This window comes from Clostridium sp. CTA-19, from assembly GCF_054767855.1.
Genome location: NZ_BAAABH010000017.1, coordinates 1 through 23,107, shown reverse-complemented (window position 1 = coordinate 23,107; position 23,107 = coordinate 1). Strand labels below are relative to the sequence as shown.

The following is a 23,107-nucleotide window of genomic DNA, read 5'->3' as shown; positions in this document are numbered from 1 at the left end:
TTAAAGTAGATTTAAAATTCTATTTTAAAACAGTCTCTTTTATTTTAAAATAAATTCTATAGGGTTCCAAATTGACTTTTAAAATTACTCGTTCCAAAACTTGTATACCCAAAATAGTGAGACATGCTCGGAAATTCTTAAAATTCAACACTACATTTTGCATAAAAGTATTTTAAAGTTATTGAAAAAATTTAAATGGGAGTTTGTTTTCCTATAAAATTAGATTAGTTAAAAATAAAAGAATTTGTTTGTATATTTTTATGCAGTTTTAATTTTTTATTTACTTTGATAAAATTTATTTCAAAATATGTTAAATTTTACATGGGAAAATAGCATATATTAATTTATTTAAATAATAATGTTTTATATTTTAAATGAATATGTTAAAATATACAAAACGAACAATTGGAAAATTACAAAAACTACATTAAATATTACAAAAATTAAAAATATATATTTATTACTTATATATTATATTAAAAAAATAAGCAACATAATAGATAAATTTAAAATGGGGGAATTGAAATTGAAAAAAATAGCAATTATAGGTACCTTAGACTCAAAGGGGGAAGAATATTCATATTTAAAGAATATTATAGAAAGACAAGGGTTAGAAACATTAGTTATAGATGTAGGAATTTTTGATCCAAGCATTGAAGCAGACATTAAGAATGAAGATATAGCAAAATCTGTTAATGAAAGCATTAAAATGTTACAAGAAAAAAAAGATAGAGGATATGCTGTAGAAATTATGTCGAAAGGTGCAGTTAAAGTAGTTAAGGAACTTTATGATAAAGGTGAAATTAGTGGAATAATAAGTCTTGGAGGTTCTGGTGGAACAGCACTTGCAACACCATGCATGAGAACGTTGCCAATAGGTGTGCCTAAAATTATGGTATCTACATTGGCATCTGGAGATACTAGACCTTATGTAGGAGTTTCAGACTTAATAATGATGCATTCTGTGGTAGATATATCAGGTTTAAACTCAATATCAAAAAAGATAATACGAAATGCAGCTAATGCCATAGTTGGAATGGTAAATAATGAAGAGGTTGAAGATGACAAAAGTGAAGAAAAAAAACTTATAGCAGCAACAATGTTTGGAGTAACAACTCCTTGTGTTACTAAAGCTAGAGAATATTTAGAAAGTAAAGGTTATGAAGTTATAGTATTTCATGCTACAGGAACTGGTGGACAGGCTATGGAAAATCTTATTGATGGAGGATTTATTGACGGAGTATTAGATATAACAACAACAGAGTTATGTGATGAACTAGTAGGTGGAGTTTTATCTGCTGGTCCAAATAGACTAGAAGCATCCGTTAAAAGAGGCATTCCTCAAATTGTGTCTACAGGAGCGTTAGATATGGTAAATTTCGGGCCATATGAAACTGTACCAGAAAAATTTAAAGATAGAAAATTTTATAAACATAATCCAACAGTAACACTAATGAGAACTACAAAAGAAGAATGTAGAGAGTTGGGGAAACTAATATGTGAAAAACTTAATAAAACCAATAGTAAAACTGCTATAGTTTTGCCATTGAAAGGAATATCTATGATAGATGTAGAAGGTCAACCTTTTTATGGACAAGAAGAAGATCAAGTATTGTTTGATACTATAAAAAATAATATAGACAATAAAAATATAGAGATAATAGAGGTTCAACAGGATATTAATGATGAAAGAATAGCTATATTAATGGCTAAAAAATTAATAAAATTAATGGAGAATAAATAGGAGGAAAATAAAATGAAATTTACAAGAGAAGTTATTTTAGAAAGACTTAATAAGGAGATAAAAAATGAAAATATAATATTAGGTGCTGGAGCTGGAACAGGTATATCAGCTAAAAGCGCTGAAGCTGGTGGAGTTGATATGATTATAATATACAACTCAGGAAGATATAGAATGGCTGGAAGAGGTTCTCTTGCAGGTTTATTATCCTATGGAGATGCAAATCAAATCGTTATGGATATGGGAAAAGAAGTTTTACCAGTAGTAAAAAACACACCAGTATTAGCAGGAGTTTGCGGAACAGATCCTTTCAGAATTATGGAAGTATTCTTAAAAGAATTAAAAGATTCAGGATTTGCAGGAGTACAAAATTTTCCTACAGTAGGTTTAATTGATGGTACATTTAGAGAAAATTTAGAAGAAACTGGAATGGGATATGATTTAGAAGTTGAAATGATAAGAAAAGCTCATGAAATTGGATTATTTACAACTCCTTATGTATTTGATAAAGATCAAGCTATAAAAATGGCTGAAGCTGGTGCAGACATACTTGTTGCACATATGGGATTAACAACAAAAGGAAGTATAGGTGCTAAAACATCTAAATCATTAGATGAATGTGTAGAGTTAATACAAACTATTCATGATGAAGCAAAAAAAATTAATCCAAATATACTTGTTATATGTCATGGTGGTCCGATAGCAGAAGCATCTGATGTTGAGTATGTACTTTCTAAAACTAAAGGAATAGTTGGGTTCTTTGGAGCATCTAGTATAGAAAGATTAGCAACAGAAAGAGGAATTAAAAATCAAACTGAAAGCTTTAAGAATCTTAAATTATAATTTAAATAAAAAAATGTAATCAGTTTTAATCTTATATAATAAAAACTATGAAATTACATATTTAAAGATGTAATTTCATAGTTTTTTATTATATATTGTATTTAAAATTTATTTTTTCTTTTTCCAAGAATCTTTTAGAGAGACTATTCTATTAAATACTAAATTTTCATCAGTAGAATGTTTTTTATCTACACAAAAATATCCATGACGTATGAATTGAAATTTACTTTCTTTAGGAGCCCCTTTTAAGGATGGCTCTAATATAGAGTTTTTAAATATTAATAATGATTTTGGATTTAATTTTTCATCCCAACCTTTAGAAGAATCTTTTAATAAACCTTCATCTGATAAAAGCTTATCATATAAATTAACTTGTGCTTTTATACCATGAGATGCAGATACCCAGTGAATAGTACCTTTAACCTTTCTTCCAGTAAAACCAGAACCACTTTTTGTTTCAGCGTCGTAAGTACAATGAAGTTCTAGAATATTATCATTATCATCTTTTATAACATCATTGCATTTTACAAAATAAGCACCTTTTAATCTAACCTCATTACCAGGATATAAACGATGGAATCCTTTAATAGGAGTTTCCATAAAATCTTCTTTCTCTATATATATAACTTTGGAGAAAGGAACTTTTCTAGTACCTGAATCAGGATTTTGACCATTATTTTCAATTTCTAACATTTCTACTTCGTTATCTGGATAATTAGTTATAATAACTTTAAGTGGATCAAGAACAACCATTTTTGAATCTACCTTAGGTTTTAAATCTTCTCTTAAACAATGTTCAAGCATTGAGATATCAACGGTACTTTGATTTTTAGATACGCCTATTTCATTAACAAAAGCTTTAATGCTTTCAGGAGTAAATCCCCTACGTCTTAATCCTTGAATAGTAGGGAGCCTAGGATCATCCCATCCATCTACATAGTTGCCAAATACTAATTCTTTTAAATATCTTTTACTTGTTACAACACCAGTTAAGTTCAATCTACCAAATTCTCTTTGTTTTGGTGGCTCACAAAAATCTAATTCATTTAAGAACCATTCGTATAAAGGTCTATGATCTTTAAATTCCATGGAACATAAAGAGTGTGTAATACCTTCAATAGCATCTTGTAATGGATGTGCAAAATCATACATTGGATAGATGCACCATTTATCTTCAGTTCTATAGTGTGATGCATGAAGTATTCTATATATTACAGGGTCTCTAAAGTTTATGTTAGGAGAGGACATATCTATTTTAGCTCTTAATGTTTTTGCTGAGTTTTCAAATTCTCCATTTTTCATTCTTTCAAATAAATCTAAATTTTCTTCTATAGATCTATTTCTATAAGGACTATCTTTTCCAGGTTCAGTTAAGGTTCCTCTATATTCTCTTGTCTCATCAGGTGTTAAATCACAAACATAGGCTTTTCCTTTTTTTATAAGTTTTACAGCACATTCATAAAATGTATTAGAATAATCGGAGCCATAAAATATTCTTTCTTTAGGTGAAAAACCTAGCCAATTTATATCGGCAATAATTGAATTAACGTATTCAATGTCTTCTTTTAATGGATTTGTATCATCAAATCTTAAATTAAAAGTTCCATTATATTTTTGAGCTATAGAATAGTTAATGTTAATAGCATAAGCACTACCTATATGAAGATATCCATTAGGTTCTGGTGGAAATCTAGTAGCTATATTTCTTGAGTAAGCATTATTATCTAAGTCATCATTTACAATTTTATGCAAAAAATTTGAATTTATATTTTCATTAATTGAATTACACATTTAATTCCCTCCATTTACGAAATTTGAATTATTTACCTATTTTTATTCATAAATTTATTTACCTAAATTTATTTACATAGTTTAAATTTATATTTGGATAATTTATATTTGGATAAAATTTATATTTGGATAATTTATATTTGGATAATTTATATTTGGATAATTTATATTTGGATAAAATTTATATAAAATAAAAAAACTCTCACCCCCAAGACTAATTTTTAGCCTTGGGGACGAGAGATATATTCGTGGTGCCACCCCAGTTCGTTAACATGTTACCATATTAACCTCTTCAAGTACGACTTAAATTTAAAATTCTAAGTGATACTCTAGCTCTATAACAGGAGCGCCTGTCATACCATCCCTAAAAGTTCCGATATGAAGCTCAAAGACTTGCTTCAATTAAAACATCTTTACTCCTTCTCAGCTACTGGAGTTCTCTGTAAAAGAGGAATTTAATTTACTCTTCTTATCATTGCTGTGAAAATAATAATATTTTTATAAATAGTATCAAAGAAAAAATATTATGTCAAGAAAAAAATGAAAAAGATTAAAAAAATAAAAAAAGAGTAGAATAAATTATAAAGATAAATATAGTAAGATTGGATATTTTTTAACATATTCAAAAAGTATCTGTTAAATCTATGTTAAATGGTTTGAATTCTAGTAGTTTTAATAAATAAAGTTAGTTATATTATAATTAACTTTATAAGACTATTTTATGAAATACATAATTAAGAGGTGAAAGATGAAGTTTTTATCTAATTTTTTAAAAGGAATAGCAATTAGCATATCCCAAATAGTTCCAGGCGTTAGCGGAGGGACTATAGCCATAATTCTTGGAATTTACGATGATCTAATACATGCTATAAATAATATTTTAAATGACTTTAAAAATCAATATAAATTATTAGTACAAGTAGGATTAGGAGCCATTATAGGTATAGTTTTATTTAGTAATATAGTGAAAAATGTAATTACAAAATATCCTATAGAAGCAGGTTTCTTTTTTATCGGTATAATTTTAGGTGGAGCACCTTTGATGTATAAAAAAGCTACTAAGAAAGGATTCTTGAAAAAAAATTTAATTTATTTAGGATTAGGTGTTTTAATTGTATTTGTTATGTCGGGAGAATATATAGACAATTCCAATATAATAACTAATTTAAATATTATAAATTTTATTTGGTTGTTTATAGGAGGCATAATAGTTGCAATAGCTTTAATATTGCCAGGTATAAGTGGTTCTTTTATGCTTTTAATTTTAGGTCTTTATAATACAGTTTTAACTGCTGTATCAGATTTGAATTTTTTAATACTTATTCCAATTGGATTAGGTGTAATAATAGGAACTGTTGCAACTGCTAGAACAATAGAAAGGTTGTTAAATAAATATCCACAACAAATATATATGCTTATATTTGGATTCGTTTTAGGATCAGTGGTATCTATATTTCCGGGAATACCTACAGGTGTATCTTCAATAGTATCTATAATATTATTAGTTTTAGGATTCATCTTTATATATAAAATAAGTGAAGAATAAATATAGAGATACAAGCTCTAATTTAAATTTATTCAGTAACTTTAAAATGTTTTCATACAAGATTTAGTGTTGAATTCTAAGTGATTCAGAGCATAGCTCACTATTTTGAGTATCCAAGTTTTGGAATAAATAATTTAAAAGTCAATGTGGAACTCTATATATAAGTAAAATTAAATGTAAAAATTTTTGATAAAAGGAATAAAAGTTTCTTATATTCACAAGATAATATTGAGCAAATATTATATTTAGGAGGATATTATGAACAGGGAACAAAAGAATGAAAAGCATAATAATGCTAAAAAAATGATTGTAGATGGCAAGGATTGGAATGATATAATGCAAGAAACTGGTTTAAGACTTAAAGATTTAAAAAGAATTCAAAAGGATGAAATAAATCCACATTTTTAGTGAAAAATTCCTGCTGGCTTGTAAAGCAGGAATTTTTTATATTAAACATTAAAAATAGATTATTTAGTAGTTACATTTCTATATTTTAATTGATCTAATTTGTTGTCTAATATAAATTTTCTTAAAAGCTGTTCATCAGCTTTATTAATAAACTTAAACTTAAACTTACAACCATAATTATACATACAATCTGTTTTAAATTTTCTTTTAGTCTCAGTTATTATAGTAATAGTAGTAGAGCCTATAGGTAGTAAAAGAATAAAGTTTAAATCAAGCGGTAAGTTAAGTGGACTCTCTAGTAATATGCCAGAAATACTTATATTTTTAGCTATCATTAATATAGGCTTTGAAAGATTAATTACTTCTTTATGAGACTTTTTTAATATGTTTACTGGTAATGTAATGTTTATATTTACACGACTATGTAGCCGCCGATTTTTAGAATATAAAAAACGTATATTAGTAAATTCTATATTTTTTGCGTCTACTTTAGAAATACTAGCTTCATAAACTAAGACGCCCTCTTTTTTAGAAAATATACTTAAAAAAAAGTTTTCTTTATTATTTAACATATGTTCATTATTGACAGACATAATCAACTTGTTATTATCAAAATATTGAATTATTCCAGTTGCAGTTAAATCACCATATAAGGACTCCACTTTTATTAAAGAATAGTTATATTTCACAGTTGTACCTCCTTTATATTTAAAAAATTAAATTACATATATCATATTATGGTTTAAAAAAATGTATAATTCAATATAAAATTACAAAACAGTAAATGAAATGGGAAAGATATAAAAAATAAAAATATAATTTCAAATTTTTTTAATTATATTGACAATTAATTAAAAAAATAGTATGTTAAAAATATATCAAAGAATAACTTAATCATTTTCAATCGGTTTCAAAAATTAAGTTAAGAAACTAAACTAAAGTTAATTTTTATCAATTCATAAAAAATATGTTGAATTTAAAATTTTTTATTTCGAGGTAGGAGGAGATACTATGTTTAAGAGTATAATATCACCAGGTAAATATATACAAGGGAGTGCTGTGTTAAAAGACATAAGAAATCATACATCGAATTTGGGAGAATCATTTTTTATAATTGCCAGTGATAATGGAATAAAGAGAACCAAGCCTATTATAGAAGAGAGTTTTAATGAAAAGAAATGTAACTTAACATTTGAAAGTTTTAATGGAGAATGTTCTAAAAATGAAATTGATAGATTAAGAAAAATTTTAAAAGAAAATGATTGTGATGTTGTTATAGGTGTAGGCGGCGGAAAAATTTTTGATACTGCTAAAGCAGTTGCCTATTATGAAAATATTCCTGTAGTAATAGTACCAACAATTGCCTCTACTGATGCACCATGTAGTGCATTATCTGTTATATATACAGATGAAGGTGTATTTAGCGAATATTTAATGTTACCTAAAAACCCTGAGGTTGTAATAGTAGACACTGAAATAGTTGCAAAAGCGCCATCAAGGTTATTAGTTGCTGGAATAGGGGATGCATTAGCTACTTATTTTGAGGCCGAAGCGTGCTTAAAATCTAATGCTTGTAATATGGCAGGTGGAAAAATTACAAAGGCAGCTATGGCTTTAGCAAGTTTATGCTATGAAACATTGTTAGAAGATGGATTAAAGGCAAAACTTGCAGTAGAATCTGGAGTCTGTACTACTGCAGTAGAAAATGTTATTGAAGCTAATACTTATCTAAGTGGTATTGGATTTGAAAGTGGTGGACTTGCAGCAGCTCATGCAGTTCATAATGGATTTACTGTTTTAGAACAATGTCACCATTTGTATCATGGAGAAAAGGTTGCATTTGGAACTATTGTTCAGTTAGTTTTAGAAAATAGAACTATGGAAGAAATAGAAGAAGTTATAGGATTATGTTTGGATTTACATTTACCTATTACATTAGAAGATATGGGTATAATTGAAATAAAGGAAGAAGAAATTAGAAGTGTAGCTAAGGCAACTTGCTTAGAAGGTGAAACGATTTATAATATGCCATTTGAAATTAATGAAGACGTGGTTTACGCCGCAATACTTTCAGCAGATGCAATAGGAAGACTTTATAAATAGAAATTATGATAAAGTTGTAAACTTTAATTATTCATAAGAATATTGTTAAGAATTTACTTAGGATGATTTAGATTTAAGATCTATAGAAAGAGCCTTCAAATCATATTTTGAAAGCTCTTTTTGCTATTCAACTATAATTTCATCAAAAAGAATATTATTAATTGGGTTCACAATTACATTTTTTACTTTATTTTTATTATATATAATTCCACACTTAGGATTAAATAAAAATATGGCAGGACAATCAGCTAACATAACATCATTTAATTCTTTATATAGATTATACCTTTTATCAGGTATAATACATTCTGATGCTTTATCCATCAATGAATTTACTTTTTCATTATTATAATTATTTTTAAAGAAAGCAGAATTTATATTAAATAATGGTCTTAAATAATTGTCAGCATCACCAGTATCAGCAATCCAAAAAGCTGGAAAAATATCAGATTTAAGATAATTATCAGGGTGGTATACACCTTTTTCATTAACGAGAATTTTTTCGCACTTTATGCCAACAGCTTCAAAATAGCTTACAAGAAGATTAATATAATCATCATTTTTGCTATGTACTATTTTTAAAGTGTCTTTAGAATTTGAATAATTACACTTGCTTAAAAGTTCCTTTGCTTTAGTAGGATTATATTTAAAAATATCATCATTATTAAAATCTAATATTGCTCTAGGAAAAATAGATTTAAAAGCCTCTGCATTATTACAAGCTAAAAGTTTAATAAGTTCTTCTTTATTCACTGCATAATTAAGAGCTTGACGGGCAAATTTATTTCTTGAAAAAATACTATTTTTATTAAAGTTAAAAAAATACATATTAGTCAGCAAAGATGGATATAATATTAAATTATTATATTTGTAATTATCACAAAGAGATAAGACTTCTTTAGATACAGAAGAAATTTTATAAAAATCTAAATTTCCTTCAGTTTCTAGTAATGATAAAGGTTTTTTCTCATTAGTTACTATAATTTCATCTACATAAGCTCTACCATTATAATAGTCATTAAAAGCTGTAAGAATAATCATGTTTGAAGTCTTTTCAGTGATTTTAAAAGAGCCACAGCTTACTAAAGCTTTATTACTTATATATGGTCTTTTTTCATATATAGAACAAGATGGTTGAGTCAAATTTTTAAGAAACCCAGAGTATGGACTGTGTAATTTTATCATAATGGTATATTTATCTAAAATTTTGATTCCACTTATTTCTTGTGATTTGCCATTTCTAAAATTCTCTGCACCTTCTACTGGACTAAGTAACCAATAATTAGATGATTTAGTTTTTAGGTTATATAAACGTTCTAATGAAAATTTGACATCTTCTGCTGTCAAAGTATTACCATCATGAAATTTAACATTGTCTCTAAGTTTAAAAGTCCAGGTTAGGTTATCTTCATTTAAGTACCATGTTTTAGCTATACCTGCACTGATATCACAGTGTTGTCTTTGAACTAATAATTGTGAACAAATATTAAAATTAAGAGTGGCCTGATCTACACTATAAGCTTTAGCTGCATCTAAAGGCTCATCATCAAAATTAAGTACAGTTTTTATAGATGTTTTAGGCTTATTTAATATAGAAATTTCTTTATTTTCTATATTTTTACACAGGTTAATAAATCCATCTACTGAAGTTTTAGCAAATTGAGAATTTATTATGGAATTTTCCACAAGAGAAAAAGTTTTATCAGAAATTTCTCTCATATCATTGGTACAAGATGATATGTAATCTATTGATTTTAATTGTCCTTCAATAGCATTATTTATTTCTTGAATTATACATTCAGTATTATTAGTTGCATTAGATATATTATTAAACGATGATGTTGTCTTCTGTGCTAATTCTATACCAGTATTTATTGAATTATCGCTATTTTTAATAGTTTTCATAGTATTAGATACACTAGAATTTATATCTAATATTATGTTTTCAATGATTTCAACAAAATCTTTACTTTTATTTGCTAATTTTTTTACTTCAGTTGCAACTACACTAAAACTTTTACCATGTTCCCCAGCTCTAGCAGCTTCTATTGATGCATTTAGTGAAAGTAAGTTAATTTGATGAGAAATTTGTTTCATTTGAATAAGAATATCATTTATATTGGTAATTTTACCGTTTAAGTTACTTACTTCTGATTTTATTGAATCAACAGATTTTATTATTTCAAACATAGAATTTATAGTTTTAGATATAGAAGACATACCATCTTCTACGGTTTCAATTGTTATTTTTGATTGTTCGCTTGAAGAAGTTATACTAGCAGACACTTCTTCTGCCAATGATGCATAGTTTTCAAATTCATCAATAACTTTAAAAATTGATGATGATTGTTTGCTAACGGCATAATTTATTTCAGAAATAGATTTAATAAGATTGTCTATTGAATAATAGGCCTCATCTACCCTTTTATTTAATTTCATTAAAGAAATGTTTTGATTATAAGAGGAAAAATCAAATCTTTTATTATCAATAGTAATAATATTGCAGTCCTCACTATTAGATTTTTTATTTTTTTTAAATAACATAATGACCTCCATAGATTTAATATTTATTAAAGAAAAATATTAAATATATAAAATAATATTTCTTAATAAAATGTTAATGTTAAATTTATTAAAAATTTACAAATCATACTAGTTAAAATTATAATAATATTTATAGAATTATTCAACTATACGAAATATTTTTTAAATTTAAAAAATAAAAATACATATAAATTATATACGGATTTAATATTAATATATTTTAAATTTGCATTTTAAAATTTAAAATAATACAATTATAAGTTGAAATTAGAATATTAAGTATTAATTAAGTTTAAGGGGTGAATGATTTGAAGACTATATTATGCATAGGTGACAGCATAACATATGGATACGGAGTAGATTTTAAAGAAAGCTGGTTTTATTTAATAAAAAATGAATATAAAGAATATAAATTTATAAATTCAGGAATTAATGGTGATACAACAGTTGGAATGATGAATAGATTAACATCAGAAATAAATTTGCATAGTCCTGATATTATAATATTATTAGGTGGAAGTAATGATTTTCTATGTAATAGAAAAATTAGTGATGCTTTAGACAATATAAAAATAATGATTAAAGAATCTTTAGAAAAAAATATAATACCAATAATACTTTCTCCACCTAAAATGTCAGAAAACATGGCAATTAAAAGATGGGACTGCTATTGTAATTATAAGAATGTCAATTGTATTATTGAAAGCTATGAAAAAGAACTACAAAATATTTGTAAGGAAAATTCTATAGAGTTTGTAAACTTGACAAAAGAATTTAATGAGTGGAATGAAGAATTATACGTAGATGGAGTACATTTAAGTTATGAAGGCAACTGTATTGTTTATAAAAGTTTATTAAATAGTTTGAAAAATACATTATAGTAGGGTAGAAAGCGTACTGTTTTCATTAAACTAAAAAGTTCTAACTTAATAAAAGCATAGGCTAAAATTAAAAAATTGGAATTATATAAAAGGGCTTATTAAGCCCTTTTAATGTTTATTCAGTAATTTTAAAATTTGATATTAAATCATTTAAAGTGTTAGATATAGTATTTAAATCCTCTGCTTGCACTGTTACTTCTTTAAATTTACCCTGTTGTTCTTCACTAGAAGCATTAACTTCTTCAGTTGAAGCGGCAGCTTCTTGTGAAACAGCAGATATATCTTGAAGGTTTTGTATGAAAATTTCTTTAGAATCATTAACTTTTAGTATAGCTTCTGATGTGAAATTAATTTTTTCTTTTAAAGCATCTATAGAATTTGTGATTTTTTCAAAACTCTTAAAGGTATCTAAAGTTTTTCCAGAACTAAGTTCAATTATCTTTTGAGAAGATGAAATTTCATTATTTACAGATTTTATATTGCTTAAATTTTCTATAATAACTTCTTCAATTTCTTTAGCAGAACTACTAGATTGTTCTGCTAAAAGCCTTACTTCATTAGCTACAACTGCAAACCCTTTTCCTGCTTCTCCAGCCCTAGCTGCTTCTATACTAGCATTTAAAGATAGAAGGTTTGTTTTAGTCGTTATATCTTTTATAGTATCTAAAATTATATTAATTTTTTTAGAGTTTTCTTCAAGCAAAGATGCCTTATCAACTACAGTATTTATTGAAATAGTATTTTTTCCATACATATCTTTTAATTCATTCATAATTGTTTTTCCGCTTATTATTGCATCTTCAGCTTCATTACATTTCAAAGATATATCTTTTGCATAGCTTGATATATTATCAATTTCACATCCAAAATTTTCAGAGGCATTTACGCTATTTTCTAGCATAGAACTTTGACAAGTAGCACCTTCAGTTATTTGACCAATAGCACTAGCAATATCATTATTAGAAGAATTTACTTCACTTATAATGTCTTTAAAATTTAATGATGCATTAAGAAGATAATTAGATATTTTATGAGTTTCTTTTAAAACTACAGTAATATCATCTATCATTAAATTTATAGAGTGACCAATATGAAAGAAATCATTAATTCTAATGTTATTTGTATCAATTTTTTCAGTGAAATCGCCATCTTTACATTTTAAGACAATTGACGTTAGTTTAGATATAGATTTTTTTAACACTATAGAGGTAAAAATAATTATTATAATAGAGCATATCAATGTTAAACATACTGTTATGACAACATTTAATATTGATTTGAAAACTACACTATTTATCTCGTCTTTTGATATAAATCCATAAGTTGTATAACCTAAAGATTCATCCACATGTTTTTCTACTACATATTTTTTATTTTCTATAGTTAAAATTGAGCTGTCTTTTATGTTAGGTAGTTTTTTACCCCAATCAGTTTCAGGTAAATTTACTTCCATTAAATTTTTATTGCTACTACCAAGTACAGATGAATCTTTATATGTAACTAAAGAAAATCCATCGGTTCCTATTGGTGTTTCAGATATATTTTCACAAACTTTATCTAATAATATATCTATACCTAAGCATCCTAAAATATCACCTTTTTCATTTTTGATTTTTTTTGAAATAGTAATATTTTTTAAGCCGTTTACACCATCAATATATGGAGGAGATATTACCAATGCATCAGAAGTCATAGCACTTTTATACCAAGTTGTCTCCAGTGGTTTGAAATTTGAAGTATCCTCTAAAGGATACGAGGTAAATCCCCCTTTTGAGTCACTGAAATATACAAAGGATACTGTCTCATTATTGTCTTTTATATTTTTAAAATACCTGAGTAATTTATCATAGTTTTTATTGTTTATATTCTCTAAAACATATTCATCATTAGATAGTGAATTTATTAAATTAATATTTATGTTTACAAGTGTAGAAATACTATTAGAAATAGAATTAATGCTATTAGAACTTTTAGTTAAATAAATATTAGATATGTTATTATAATTGTTTTTCAAATTACTATATCCTAGTATTACTATAGGAATAATAGAAGTGAAAATCATTAATATTAGTATAGCTGATATTAAACTAATTTTTTTGTTGTGCATTTTTTCTTTTTTGAAATTTTTCCCCATAAATAACCCCTTACTTTCAAATTATTATATTTAAAAAATCAACTATGCTCAATGAGCTAGATTTATCTTTTGTAAAGCCATAACAGCATAATAGATAATGTATTAAGTAACATTAAAAATATTTACTATAAAGCTTTAATTTTCTCGAAAAATATGGAAAAATTTAATTGAAATAATTAAAATAAATCAATATGTGACAATAATTTCATATAGAAATAAAAGATTTAAAATAAATCCTTCTTAGTTAATTATCAAACAATTATTAATTTACTTTAGATATTAATTAAAATTTTATACCATATATTTATATTACCATTAATATATGTAAAAATCATTGGCTAAAAAGTTGAAAATTGTAAAAAAATACAACATTAAGAGGTATATTTTCTATTAGTTTTAATGGTATAATAAGTTAAAAAATATATCTTTGTATATGAAAAAAACTGTTTAGTTAATTTAAATGTAATAGTTTACCTAAGATATTCACATAATCTTGAATAGATTAGTAATATTAATATTGGTATAAAAAATTATTAAAATAATTGCAATTTATTTTAAATATGATAAAATCTATTAAATACAAAAATTGAGTGGAGGAGATGATTATATGGGAAACATAGCAGCATTTTTTGATATAGATGGAACTATTTATAGAGAAGGACTAATAACAGAAGTTTTTAAAAAAATAGTTAAGTATGAGCTTGTAGATGAGAAAAAATGGTATAGAGAGGTCCGTCCGGCATTTATTAAGTGGGATAAAAGACAAGGCGATTATGATGAATATCTTATAAAAATGGTTGATATATATATAGAAGCAATAAAAGGTGTGGACAGGCACCATATAGAGTATATAGCTAAAAAGGTTATAGAACAAAAAGGTGATAGGGTTTATACTTTTACTAGAGAGAGAATAAAGTGGCATAAAGAGCAAGGGCATAAAGTAATTGCAATATCAGGTTCACCAATTGAACTTGTAAAAGAAATGTCAAATAAATATAATATGGATGACTATAAAGGTTCTATATACTTAAGAGATGATGATGATAATTATACTGGAGAAATAATACCAATGTGGGATTCAGAGAGCAAACAAAATGCTATAAAAGAACTAACAGAAAAATACAATATAGAGCTTGATAAAAGTTTTGCGTATGGAGATACATCAGGAGATTTTACTATGTTTAAGTCAGTAGGTATTCCTTATGCAATCAACCCAACAAAAGAACTTCTAACAAAAGTAATGGAAAATGATGAGGTTAGGGAAAAAATAAAAGTTATAGTTGAACGTAAAGATGTAACGTATAATTTGGATATTAATAATATACAATTTTTATAATAATATATAAAAAATAAGATGTATTGAGGAGAAATAAAATGGAAAAAAATTTAAAGATTAATGAAAACGAAAATATTGAAATAAATCATAATCATGATCATAGCACAAGTGGAATTTATCAAGGGGAAAGAAAAAATGGAAGAAGACATGGGTTTGGTATTTTTACATATGCAAATGGGACAAAATACATTGGTTATTGGCATGAAAGTAAAATGCACGGAGAAGGCACTATGATTTGGAATAATGGAGAAAAATATATAGGGAGTTGGAAGAAAGATTTAAAAGATGGGTACGGTATATATTATTGGTCTGATGGTGAAAGTTATATAGGTCAATGGAACAATGATGATAAAGATGGTAGTGGAATATATTTATGGGAAAATGGAGATAAATATACAGGAGCTTGGAAAAATGATAAGCAACATGGAGAAGGAATATTAGAAACAGTAGAGGGAGAAAAATACATAGGTAAATGGTCTAATGATCAGGTTGACGGCGATTTTACTATAATAGATATAAATGGTAATGTAAAACAGTGCACTTTTAAAAATGGAATTAAAATAGATTAATAGTGAAAACACATTTAGAGTTATAAAAATATCTAAATGTGTTTTGTTTATAAAAATAGCATTAATAAATAAAAAATTTCACTTGAAAAATTTTTCACAATGATTTAAAATTAACTTGAAACTTTAAAACTATATATTAAAATAAAACGATATATTTGAGAAGAGGTATGTAATAATGAAAAAAGTATTAGATTTTCATAAAGAAGGATATAACTGTTCTGAATCTATAATCAAAGCAATAAATGAAGAAAATAATTTAGATATTCCAGTATCAATAGCAACTCCTTTTGGTGGTGGTATGTCAGTTGGAACAACCTGTGGTGCAATTACTGGTGCAATGATGGTTTTAGGGGCAACTAAAGGAAGAGAAAATGCTAAGGACCCTAATGAAGCTAGAAAATACGGAAAACTTTTAATGAATAAAATAAAAGAAGAATATGGAACCTTTGATTGTGTAGAACTTAAAAGAAAAGGTGTATCATGTGATGAAATAATAGAATATACATATGATGCATTAAAAGAAATTATGGATGAAAAATAAAACTAATATAAAGATAGGTCGTCTTAATAAGATGACCTATTTTTAGTTAAATTTTTAAATTTAAAAATTCATATTAAATTCACATTGAATTCATTTCACTTATAGATAGGTTTTCTAATATGTATTTGTAAGCCAATATGGGACAAAATAAAAAGGAGCGAAGAGATGAATTTTTTATTTAGAGCATTTTTAAATTTAAAAGAAAAGAAAGTAAAATCTTTAATTTTATTTATTATTACATTAACAGTTTGTGTAGTTATATTATCAGGTATAGCTATACAAAGTGCAGCAAAAGCTTCTCAAAAACTAGCAAGAGAGAGTTTAGGTGCTACAGTATCATTGAAAATTGATTCGGAAAATATGAGAAGTAAAATGTCAGATGAAAGTAGTAATGAAGATAAGAAAGTAAGAATGAAAAATACACCAATAAATATATCAGATGTAGAGAAATTGGCTCAAATTAAGCATGTTAAGTCGTATAATTTAATAAGTACAACTTATGTAAATGCAGATAGTTTTGAACCGATAGTTAGTGAAGAAAGTGAAAATGCAAATGCTAACAATGAAACCAATAATAGTGATATGAAATTTAATGAAGATCATAGCCAAGGAAAAGGCATGAGTTTTGGAGATATAAATCTACAAGGTGTATCTGATGCCTCACTTGTAGAAGAATATGAAAATAATGAAATTACTTTAGTTGATGGTAGAATGATTACAACTACAGATATAGATACTAAGGTTGCTATGATAGAGGAAACTTTAGCTAGTGAAAATAATCTTAAAGTTGGTGATAAAATAACTGTTTCTAAGAATAATGATTCAAGTATTACCAATGAATTAGAAATTGTTGGTGTATTTAAATCTAATGAAGAAGTTACAACAGAAGGATTTATGAGTCCATCAATGAGTCCATATAATAAAATATATGTTCCATATACATTTGTAAATATATTTAAAGGTGAAGAATACTCTGGAAAAGCAGATAAAGCAGAATTTCAAATAGATGATCCATTAAATGTTGAAAATTTTGTAAGTGAAGGAAAACAGTTAGATATAGATTTTGAAACATATACTTTAGATGCTAATAGTAAGGACTATGATAAAATGGTGGGTTCTATAGAATCAGTTGCATCATTTGCTAAAATAACATTGTATATTGGAGTTATTTCAGGTGCTGTGATATTAACACTTATAATAATGCTTTCTATAAAAGAAAGAATTATGGAAATTGGTATATTAATGTCTTTAGGTGAGAAAAAGTTTAAAATAATAAGTCAATTTATTAGTGAAATATTAATTATACTAGTATTAGCAATAGGAATTTCAGGAGTTGTAGGTAATAAAGTAAGTAATGTAATGGCAACAAACCTTTTATCTAATCAAATTGAGACAAGTAGTAGTACAAATAAGAGCATAACAGGAATGGATAGTGAGATGAGAGATAAAGCTGGTATGAGGGAAGAAAGCAGTGTAAAAACTATTGATAGTATGGATGTCGAAATTACCATAATAGATTTTGGGAAAATGTCATTAGTGACAATTTTAATAGCTATAGTATCTATTTTGTTACCATCTATATCTATTATGAGACTTAACCCTAAAAATATATTAAGTAAACATCAGTAGACAATTACAAACTTAGGAGGAAACTACATGGAAGCATTATTAAGACTTGAAGAGGTTAGTTATAGTTATAATAAAGAGAAGGAAATTATAAAAAATTTAAATGTTTCTTTTGAAAGAGGAAAATTTTATACTATAATAGGCCCTTCAGGATCAGGAAAAACAACATTTTTATCCTTAGTTTCAGGATTAGATAAACAGGATGAAGGAAAAATCTTTTATAAAGAAAGTGATATAAGAAAAATAGGTTTAGATAAATTTAGAAATAAATATGTATCTATAGTTTTCCAAGGATACAATTTGCTAAATTATATGACTGCATTACAAAATGTGGAAATGGCAATGTCTATAAGAGGACTAAAGTTGAAAAATAAAAAGCAAGAATGTCTTTTAATGTTAGCAAAAGTGGGTATAAATGAGAAAGAAGCAAAGCAAAAAGTTTTAACTTTAAGTGGCGGACAACAACAAAGAGTAGCAATAGCAAGAGCATTAGTTTCAAAAACAGATTTAATTATAGCAGATGAGCCAACAGGAAATTTAGATGAAGTTACGTCTAATGAAATAGTAAATTTATTTACGGAAATAGTTAAAAAAGAAAAGAAATGTCTTATTATGGTTACTCATAATAATGAAATAGCTCATAAATCAGATATTACTTATAAACTCTTTAATAAAAGTTTGGTAAGGGTCTAAAATGCGTTTATATAAATTTAAAGGAAAAATAGTTTTAATAATATTAGTAACGTCATCTCTGATAATATTATTTAAATCTATCATTATTAATAGTACATATTTAGCTGCAGAAAAAAAATCATCTGAGAATTCTATATTTTCAGTGGAAAATGCTTTGAAACAATATGAGATTTCATCAAAACAAAGTGTTAAACTTGATGTGCCATTAGTGAGTCAATTACCAGAGTTGCTTTATGGTTGTGAAATAACTTCTACAACTATGATGCTTAACTATAATGGGATTAACGTAGATAAACTAACATTAGCAAATGAAATGAAAATAGACACTACAGAAATTGTTAGAGATGTTGATGGGACAATAATATCATGGGGAAATCCAAATGTAGGATTTGTAGGAGATGTTACAGGTGAAGAAGCAGGATTCGCCATTTACCCTAATGCAATGATAGAATCTTTAGAAAAATATATAAATCCAGTTGATTTAACTGATGAACCATATTTTAAGTTAGAAAAATATTTAAGTGATGGAAAACCAGTAGTAGTTTGGATAACATCGGATTTTGGGAATCCTACATTAGATGCTAGTTGGATTGTTGATGGAGAAGAAATAACTTGTAGTTTTAATCAACATACAGTATTGTTAACAGGATATGATAAAGATTATATATATTATAACGATCCATTAACTAATGAAAAAAATAGAGCTGTAGATAAACAAGTATTTATTAAGAGTTGGAAAAGTATTGGAAGTAAAGCTTTAAGTTATGAATAAATTTTAAGTTAACTAAAATTGAATTAATAAAAATTATACTAAATAAAATGATTTAAAAATAACCTAATTATATTTAATATAAAATATAATTAGGTTTAATAAATTTAACTATGGAGGATAGTGTGGAAAAGTATATTTTAGTTGTAGAAGATGATCTGCAGATACAAGAATTAATCATAGAATTTTTAAAAAGCGAAGGTTATATAGTAGATGCTGCTAATGATGGAATAGAAGGGTATAAAAAAGTGAAAAATAGCAGTTATAATCTGATTATACTGGATGTGATGATGCCTAACATGGATGGATATACTTTGTGTAAAATGATAAGAGAGTTTTCAAACATTCCAATAATATTTCTTACTGCCCTTGAAAGTGAGTTGGATGAAATAAAAGCATTTGATCTTGAGTGTGATGATTTTATAACTAAGCCATTTTCTTTTAATATACTAATAAGAAGAGTTGAAGCTGTGTTAAAAAGATATAATAAGTTACACATAGAAAATAATATTACTTTTGAAAATTTAAAATTAGAATGTGATAGTTATAAAGGCTATTTTAAAGAAAAGGAGATAGATTTAACACTTAAGGAATTTAATATTTTAAAAATGCTTATAGAATATTATCCTAGAGTAGTAACAAGAGAAATATTAATGGATAAAGTATGGGGATATGATTATTATGGGGATATGAGGGTAATAGACGCTCATATAAAAAATATTAGAAAAAAAATAGATGCAAAGTATATAAAAACTATAAAGGGAATTGGATATGTATTGGAAAAGTAAATGGAACAATGTGAATATAAAGAAAAAAGTGTTCTTTATAACAATAACTATAATTACAATAACATCATTATTGGCATATATATTATTATACTTTCTATTACCGCAGTTTTACAATATATATAGAACTTATAAAGTAAATAATGAAATTTTAAATACTGTAAAAACTTTAGAAAATAATAAAGATATAGACATTGATAATTTATTGGATAATTTTACATATAAAAATAATGCTATGGTTTTACTAAAGACTATTAATGGTGAGATAGTTTATTCATCTAATAAAGGTTTAAGCAAAAAGGAACCTATGCATGAAATATCAGAATTTGAAGATGAGATAAGTGAAGAAAATGATAAATTAGATAAAAGAGAAGAGAGACCGAAAAAAAAATCACATTCTATGTTACAAGTAGAAAAAAACTTTAATTTAAAAAAGTTAAATATGGAATGTGTATTAATAATAATTTACTCGCCGATGACAAGTGTTCGAGAAATGTCTAAAATGATTCTGTTATTCTTACCATTTATGGTAATGATAACATTAATTATAGGAATTTTAGCTTCTGTAATTTATTCAAAAATAATGGCTTCTCCACTTATAAGAATAAATAATATTTCAAAAAAAATAGCTAAATTAGATTTTACTGATAAATTAGATTATAAAGGAAATGATGAAATTGCACAATTATCTACTAGCATAAATGAAATGAGCTATAATTTGCAAAAATCTATTGAAGAGTTAGCAAATACTAATATTCAATTAAAAAACGATATAGAAAAAGAAAGACAATTAGAGAAAAGAAGAAGAGAATTTTTAACTACAATATCACATGAATTAAAATCACCTATAACTATTATAAGAGGCCAAGTTGAAGGAATGATATATAATATTGGACCGTTTAAAGATAGAGATAAATATCTAAAACAATGTTTAAGTACATTAGATCAATTAAAAGAATTAGTAGGTGAAATTTTACTTTTAAGCAAATATGAAAATTATGATTTTAAGTTAAATATTGAAAGAGTAAACTTAACTTTACTTATAAAAGATATAGTTAAAAATCAAAAATTTTTTATAGATGAAAAAGATATTTTTACTATAATTAATTTGGAAAATGAAATATTTGTATATGGAGATAAAAAGCTTATAGAAAAAGCCTTAACTAACATTATCAATAATGGAATAAAGTATTCTAAACCAAAAGAAAAATTAATATTAAATTTAAAAAGAAATTCAAATTGTGTAGAATTGATAATTAAGAATACAGGAGCACATATTGAAAAAGAAGAAATAGAACAGGTCTTTAAAGCATTTTATAGGATAGAAAAGTCTAGGAACAGAAAAACTGGTGGAAGTGGATTAGGGTTGTATATTGTAAAAACAATTTTTGATATGCATAAAAAAATACAATATTTTTTAACAAGCGAAAATAATTCTGTAATATTTAAAATTATTTTTCAAGATTAAAATAAAGCTACTTTAATAATAAAAATTATTATTAAAGTAGTTTTTTATAATTAAAAGTAAAATAATATAATATTATTTTACTTTTAGCTTCATTAAATGATTAAAACTTGATATATTATAAATTGTAACTTATTAGTAAATAATATAAAATTTTGTTAAGATGGGAGAGAAATTATGGGTGTTAAGTTAGATATAATTTCAGGATTTTTAGGTGCTGGTAAGACTAACCTTATAAAAAAGATTATTAAAAATAACTTTTTAAATGAAAAAATAGTAATTATAGAAAATGAATTTGGTGAAGTAAATATAGACGGTGAATTTTTAAAAAAGGATAATATAGATATAAAAGAAATAACTGATGGTTGTATATGCTGTACTTTAACAGAAAATTTTAAAGATTGCATAATAAATGTAACAGAGTTATTTACACCGGATAGAATAATTATTGAACCTTCAGGGGTTGCTCAGTTATCAGATATATTAAAAATATTTAATGATGAAAAAATAAATAGTATGGTTAATGTAAATATGATCATTACTGTAATTGATGGGGAAAATTTTAATGAATATGTTGAAAATTTTGGAGCATTTTATAAAAATCAAATTATTAATTGCAAATCTATCGTTATAACCAAGTGTGAAAATATATCTCAGGATAAGATAAAAAAGATTAAAGATGATTTAAAAAATATAAATTCAAATGCTAATATAATATGTAATTCAGATAGTGTACAAGGAGAAGAGATTATATTTTGGGGAGAAGATAAAAATGATTTTTCAACTATAAAATACATAAAAAAACCTAAAAAAAATACATCAATAAAAATAAAGAAACATTATAGGGTGAATGTAGAAGAAAAATTTGAGAACTTATCTTTTAAAACTAATAAATTTTTTACAGAAAAACAATTAGAAGATGTGATGAAAAAATTGAAAAATAATGAATTTGGAAATATAATAAGAGCAAAAGGAATTGTTAAAAGTAATAATTGCAAACAATTAAAATTTGACTATGTATTAAAAAGTTTTAATGTCGTACCATATAAATTTAATGAAGAGGGAGTTGTTTGTATTATAGGTAAAAAACTAAACAAAGAACTATTATATAATCTTTTTAGTTAAACTGTATAAAATATTATGATAAAAGAAAAGTTGAATAATTTATTTTCAACTTTTTTTTATGTTGTGCGCCCAGCATGGGCGTAATCTTAAGGGTGAAAGTCCCTAACACGACCTAGTAGTGGTAAGTGTATAGCTTAAGACAAGGGTGTCCACCGTGAGGTGGAATCTGAAGGAAGTTGGCGGCAAATCTCTGGTCTGACGAACAGA

The 23,107-nt window shown here is 25.7% G+C and carries 19 protein-coding genes and 1 other annotated feature; of the genes, 15 read left to right on the top strand and 4 right to left on the bottom strand.

Annotated elements, in window-relative coordinates; all coding sequences use genetic code 11:
- The first annotated feature begins 526 nt into the window (after window positions 1-526).
- Together ACYUE0_RS10800 and ACYUE0_RS10795 are read left to right on the top strand one after the other, a co-directional pair.
- Window positions 527-1,744: a Tm-1-like ATP-binding domain-containing protein gene (locus tag ACYUE0_RS10800; RefSeq protein ID WP_199870793.1), complete on the top strand. Its 1,218-nt coding sequence runs from the start codon at window positions 527-529 to the stop codon at window positions 1,742-1,744.
- A 12-nt stretch (window positions 1,745-1,756) separates the two neighbouring features.
- On the top strand, window positions 1,757-2,584 hold the full coding sequence (locus ACYUE0_RS10795) for a phosphoenolpyruvate hydrolase family protein (protein WP_199870792.1): 828 nt from the start codon (window positions 1,757-1,759) through the stop codon (window positions 2,582-2,584).
- Between the two features lie 108 nt (window positions 2,585-2,692).
- Here ACYUE0_RS10795 and ACYUE0_RS10790 read toward each other — a convergent pair whose 3' ends face one another.
- Window positions 2,693-4,375, bottom strand: a complete 1,683-nt coding sequence (locus ACYUE0_RS10790) for a glutamine--tRNA ligase/YqeY domain fusion protein (RefSeq protein WP_199870791.1) — start codon at window positions 4,373-4,375, stop codon at window positions 2,693-2,695.
- Window positions 4,376-4,601: 226 nt separating this feature from the next.
- Window positions 4,602-4,860: a binding site (T-box leader), on the bottom strand.
- A 263-nt stretch (window positions 4,861-5,123) separates the two neighbouring features.
- Between ACYUE0_RS10790 and ACYUE0_RS10785 the strand changes: the two genes are divergently transcribed.
- Together ACYUE0_RS10785 and ACYUE0_RS10780 are read left to right on the top strand one after the other, a co-directional pair.
- Entirely contained in the window at window positions 5,124-5,921 is a 798-nt protein-coding gene (locus tag ACYUE0_RS10785) for a DUF368 domain-containing protein (RefSeq protein ID WP_460270529.1), read from the top strand.
- A 258-nt stretch (window positions 5,922-6,179) separates the two neighbouring features.
- Window positions 6,180-6,329: a hypothetical protein gene (locus ACYUE0_RS10780; protein ID WP_164474747.1), complete on the top strand. Its 150-nt coding sequence runs from the start codon at window positions 6,180-6,182 to the stop codon at window positions 6,327-6,329.
- A 59-nt stretch (window positions 6,330-6,388) separates the two neighbouring features.
- Here the strand turns inward: ACYUE0_RS10780 and ACYUE0_RS10775 are convergent, their stop codons facing one another.
- Window positions 6,389-7,018, bottom strand: coding sequence for a PilZ domain-containing protein (locus ACYUE0_RS10775; RefSeq protein WP_460270527.1), 630 nt, complete (start codon window positions 7,016-7,018; stop codon window positions 6,389-6,391).
- Window positions 7,019-7,340: 322 nt separating this feature from the next.
- Here ACYUE0_RS10775 and ACYUE0_RS10770 point away from each other — a divergent pair, with 322 nt between their 5' ends.
- Window positions 7,341-8,432 carry a glycerol dehydrogenase gene (locus tag ACYUE0_RS10770; RefSeq protein ID WP_460270526.1) on the top strand — a complete coding sequence of 364 codons (1,092 nt, stop codon included), beginning with the start codon at window positions 7,341-7,343 and terminating at the stop codon, window positions 8,430-8,432.
- 123 nt (window positions 8,433-8,555) lie between these two features.
- On the opposite strand, the gene ACYUE0_RS10765 is transcribed toward ACYUE0_RS10770, so the two are convergent.
- Window positions 8,556-10,976 (bottom strand): ABC transporter substrate-binding protein, encoded by a 2,421-nt coding sequence (locus tag ACYUE0_RS10765; protein WP_460270525.1) that lies wholly within the window; start codon window positions 10,974-10,976, stop codon window positions 8,556-8,558.
- A gap of 308 nt (window positions 10,977-11,284) precedes the next feature.
- On the opposite strand from ACYUE0_RS10765, the gene ACYUE0_RS10760 reads away from it, so the two are divergent.
- Entirely contained in the window at window positions 11,285-11,857 is a 573-nt protein-coding gene (locus ACYUE0_RS10760) for a GDSL-type esterase/lipase family protein (RefSeq protein ID WP_460270524.1), read from the top strand.
- Window positions 11,858-11,972: 115 nt separating this feature from the next.
- Here ACYUE0_RS10760 and ACYUE0_RS10755 read toward each other — a convergent pair whose 3' ends face one another.
- A complete protein-coding gene (locus ACYUE0_RS10755; protein WP_460270523.1) occupies window positions 11,973-13,991 on the bottom strand; it encodes a methyl-accepting chemotaxis protein in 2,019 nt (672 codons plus the stop codon).
- A 607-nt stretch (window positions 13,992-14,598) separates the two neighbouring features.
- On the opposite strand from ACYUE0_RS10755, the gene ACYUE0_RS10750 reads away from it, so the two are divergent.
- From ACYUE0_RS10750 to ACYUE0_RS10710, 9 genes are all read left to right on the top strand, one after another.
- On the top strand, window positions 14,599-15,327 hold the full coding sequence (locus ACYUE0_RS10750) for an HAD-IB family hydrolase (protein ID WP_460270522.1): 729 nt from the start codon (window positions 14,599-14,601) through the stop codon (window positions 15,325-15,327).
- Window positions 15,328-15,365: 38 nt separating this feature from the next.
- Complete coding sequence (locus tag ACYUE0_RS10745; protein ID WP_460270521.1) at window positions 15,366-15,896, top strand: MORN repeat-containing protein; 531 nt, start codon at window positions 15,366-15,368, stop codon at window positions 15,894-15,896.
- 175 nt (window positions 15,897-16,071) lie between these two features.
- On the top strand, window positions 16,072-16,437 hold the full coding sequence (locus ACYUE0_RS10740; RefSeq protein ID WP_460270519.1) for a C-GCAxxG-C-C family (seleno)protein: 366 nt from the start codon (window positions 16,072-16,074) through the stop codon (window positions 16,435-16,437).
- A gap of 165 nt (window positions 16,438-16,602) precedes the next feature.
- Complete coding sequence (locus ACYUE0_RS10735) at window positions 16,603-18,066, top strand: ABC transporter permease (protein WP_460270518.1); 1,464 nt, start codon at window positions 16,603-16,605, stop codon at window positions 18,064-18,066.
- Between the two features lie 27 nt (window positions 18,067-18,093).
- Window positions 18,094-18,756: an ABC transporter ATP-binding protein gene (locus ACYUE0_RS10730; RefSeq protein WP_460270517.1), complete on the top strand. Its 663-nt coding sequence runs from the start codon at window positions 18,094-18,096 to the stop codon at window positions 18,754-18,756.
- A gap of 1 nt (window position 18,757) precedes the next feature.
- Window positions 18,758-19,528: a C39 family peptidase gene (locus tag ACYUE0_RS10725; RefSeq protein WP_460270515.1), complete on the top strand. Its 771-nt coding sequence runs from the start codon at window positions 18,758-18,760 to the stop codon at window positions 19,526-19,528.
- Between the two features lie 122 nt (window positions 19,529-19,650).
- Window positions 19,651-20,313 carry a response regulator transcription factor gene (locus ACYUE0_RS10720; RefSeq protein WP_460270514.1) on the top strand — a complete coding sequence of 221 codons (663 nt, stop codon included), beginning with the start codon at window positions 19,651-19,653 and terminating at the stop codon, window positions 20,311-20,313.
- The gene (locus ACYUE0_RS10715; protein ID WP_460270512.1) at window positions 20,297-21,778 is read left to right on the top strand and encodes a sensor histidine kinase; all 1,482 of its coding nucleotides are present in this window, start codon (window positions 20,297-20,299) and stop codon (window positions 21,776-21,778) included. The genes ACYUE0_RS10720 and ACYUE0_RS10715 overlap by 17 nt, the downstream gene beginning before the upstream one ends.
- Window positions 21,779-21,952: 174 nt before the next feature.
- Window positions 21,953-22,900: a GTP-binding protein gene (locus tag ACYUE0_RS10710; RefSeq protein WP_460270511.1), complete on the top strand. Its 948-nt coding sequence runs from the start codon at window positions 21,953-21,955 to the stop codon at window positions 22,898-22,900.
- Window positions 22,901-23,107: the final 207 nt, after the last annotated feature.

Bases quoted from the DNA above. Each gene is read 5' to 3' on its own strand.
- ACYUE0_RS10735 (WP_460270518.1), top strand. From the start codon at position 16,603: ATGAATTTTTTATTTAGAGCATTTTTAAATTTAAAAGAAAAGAAAGTA.
- ACYUE0_RS10740 (WP_460270519.1), top strand. From the start codon at position 16,072: ATGAAAAAAGTATTAGATTTTCATAAAGAAGGATATAACTGTTCTGAA.
- ACYUE0_RS10725 (WP_460270515.1), top strand. From the start codon at position 18,758: ATGCGTTTATATAAATTTAAAGGAAAAATAGTTTTAATAATATTAGTA.
- ACYUE0_RS10715 (WP_460270512.1), top strand. From the start codon at position 20,297: ATGTATTGGAAAAGTAAATGGAACAATGTGAATATAAAGAAAAAAGTG.
- ACYUE0_RS10790 (WP_199870791.1), bottom strand. From the start codon at position 4,375: ATGTGTAATTCAATTAATGAAAATATAAATTCAAATTTTTTGCATAAA.
- ACYUE0_RS10750 (WP_460270522.1), top strand. From the start codon at position 14,599: ATGGGAAACATAGCAGCATTTTTTGATATAGATGGAACTATTTATAGA.
- ACYUE0_RS10765 (WP_460270525.1), bottom strand. From the start codon at position 10,976: ATGTTATTTAAAAAAAATAAAAAATCTAATAGTGAGGACTGCAATATT.
- ACYUE0_RS10770 (WP_460270526.1), top strand. From the start codon at position 7,341: ATGTTTAAGAGTATAATATCACCAGGTAAATATATACAAGGGAGTGCT.
- ACYUE0_RS10730 (WP_460270517.1), top strand. From the start codon at position 18,094: ATGGAAGCATTATTAAGACTTGAAGAGGTTAGTTATAGTTATAATAAA.
- ACYUE0_RS10745 (WP_460270521.1), top strand. From the start codon at position 15,366: ATGGAAAAAAATTTAAAGATTAATGAAAACGAAAATATTGAAATAAAT.
- ACYUE0_RS10780 (WP_164474747.1), top strand. From the start codon at position 6,180: ATGAACAGGGAACAAAAGAATGAAAAGCATAATAATGCTAAAAAAATG.
- ACYUE0_RS10710 (WP_460270511.1), top strand. From the start codon at position 21,953: ATGGGTGTTAAGTTAGATATAATTTCAGGATTTTTAGGTGCTGGTAAG.
- ACYUE0_RS10755 (WP_460270523.1), bottom strand. From the start codon at position 13,991: ATGGGGAAAAATTTCAAAAAAGAAAAAATGCACAACAAAAAAATTAGT.
- ACYUE0_RS10795 (WP_199870792.1), top strand. From the start codon at position 1,757: ATGAAATTTACAAGAGAAGTTATTTTAGAAAGACTTAATAAGGAGATA.
- ACYUE0_RS10785 (WP_460270529.1), top strand. From the start codon at position 5,124: ATGAAGTTTTTATCTAATTTTTTAAAAGGAATAGCAATTAGCATATCC.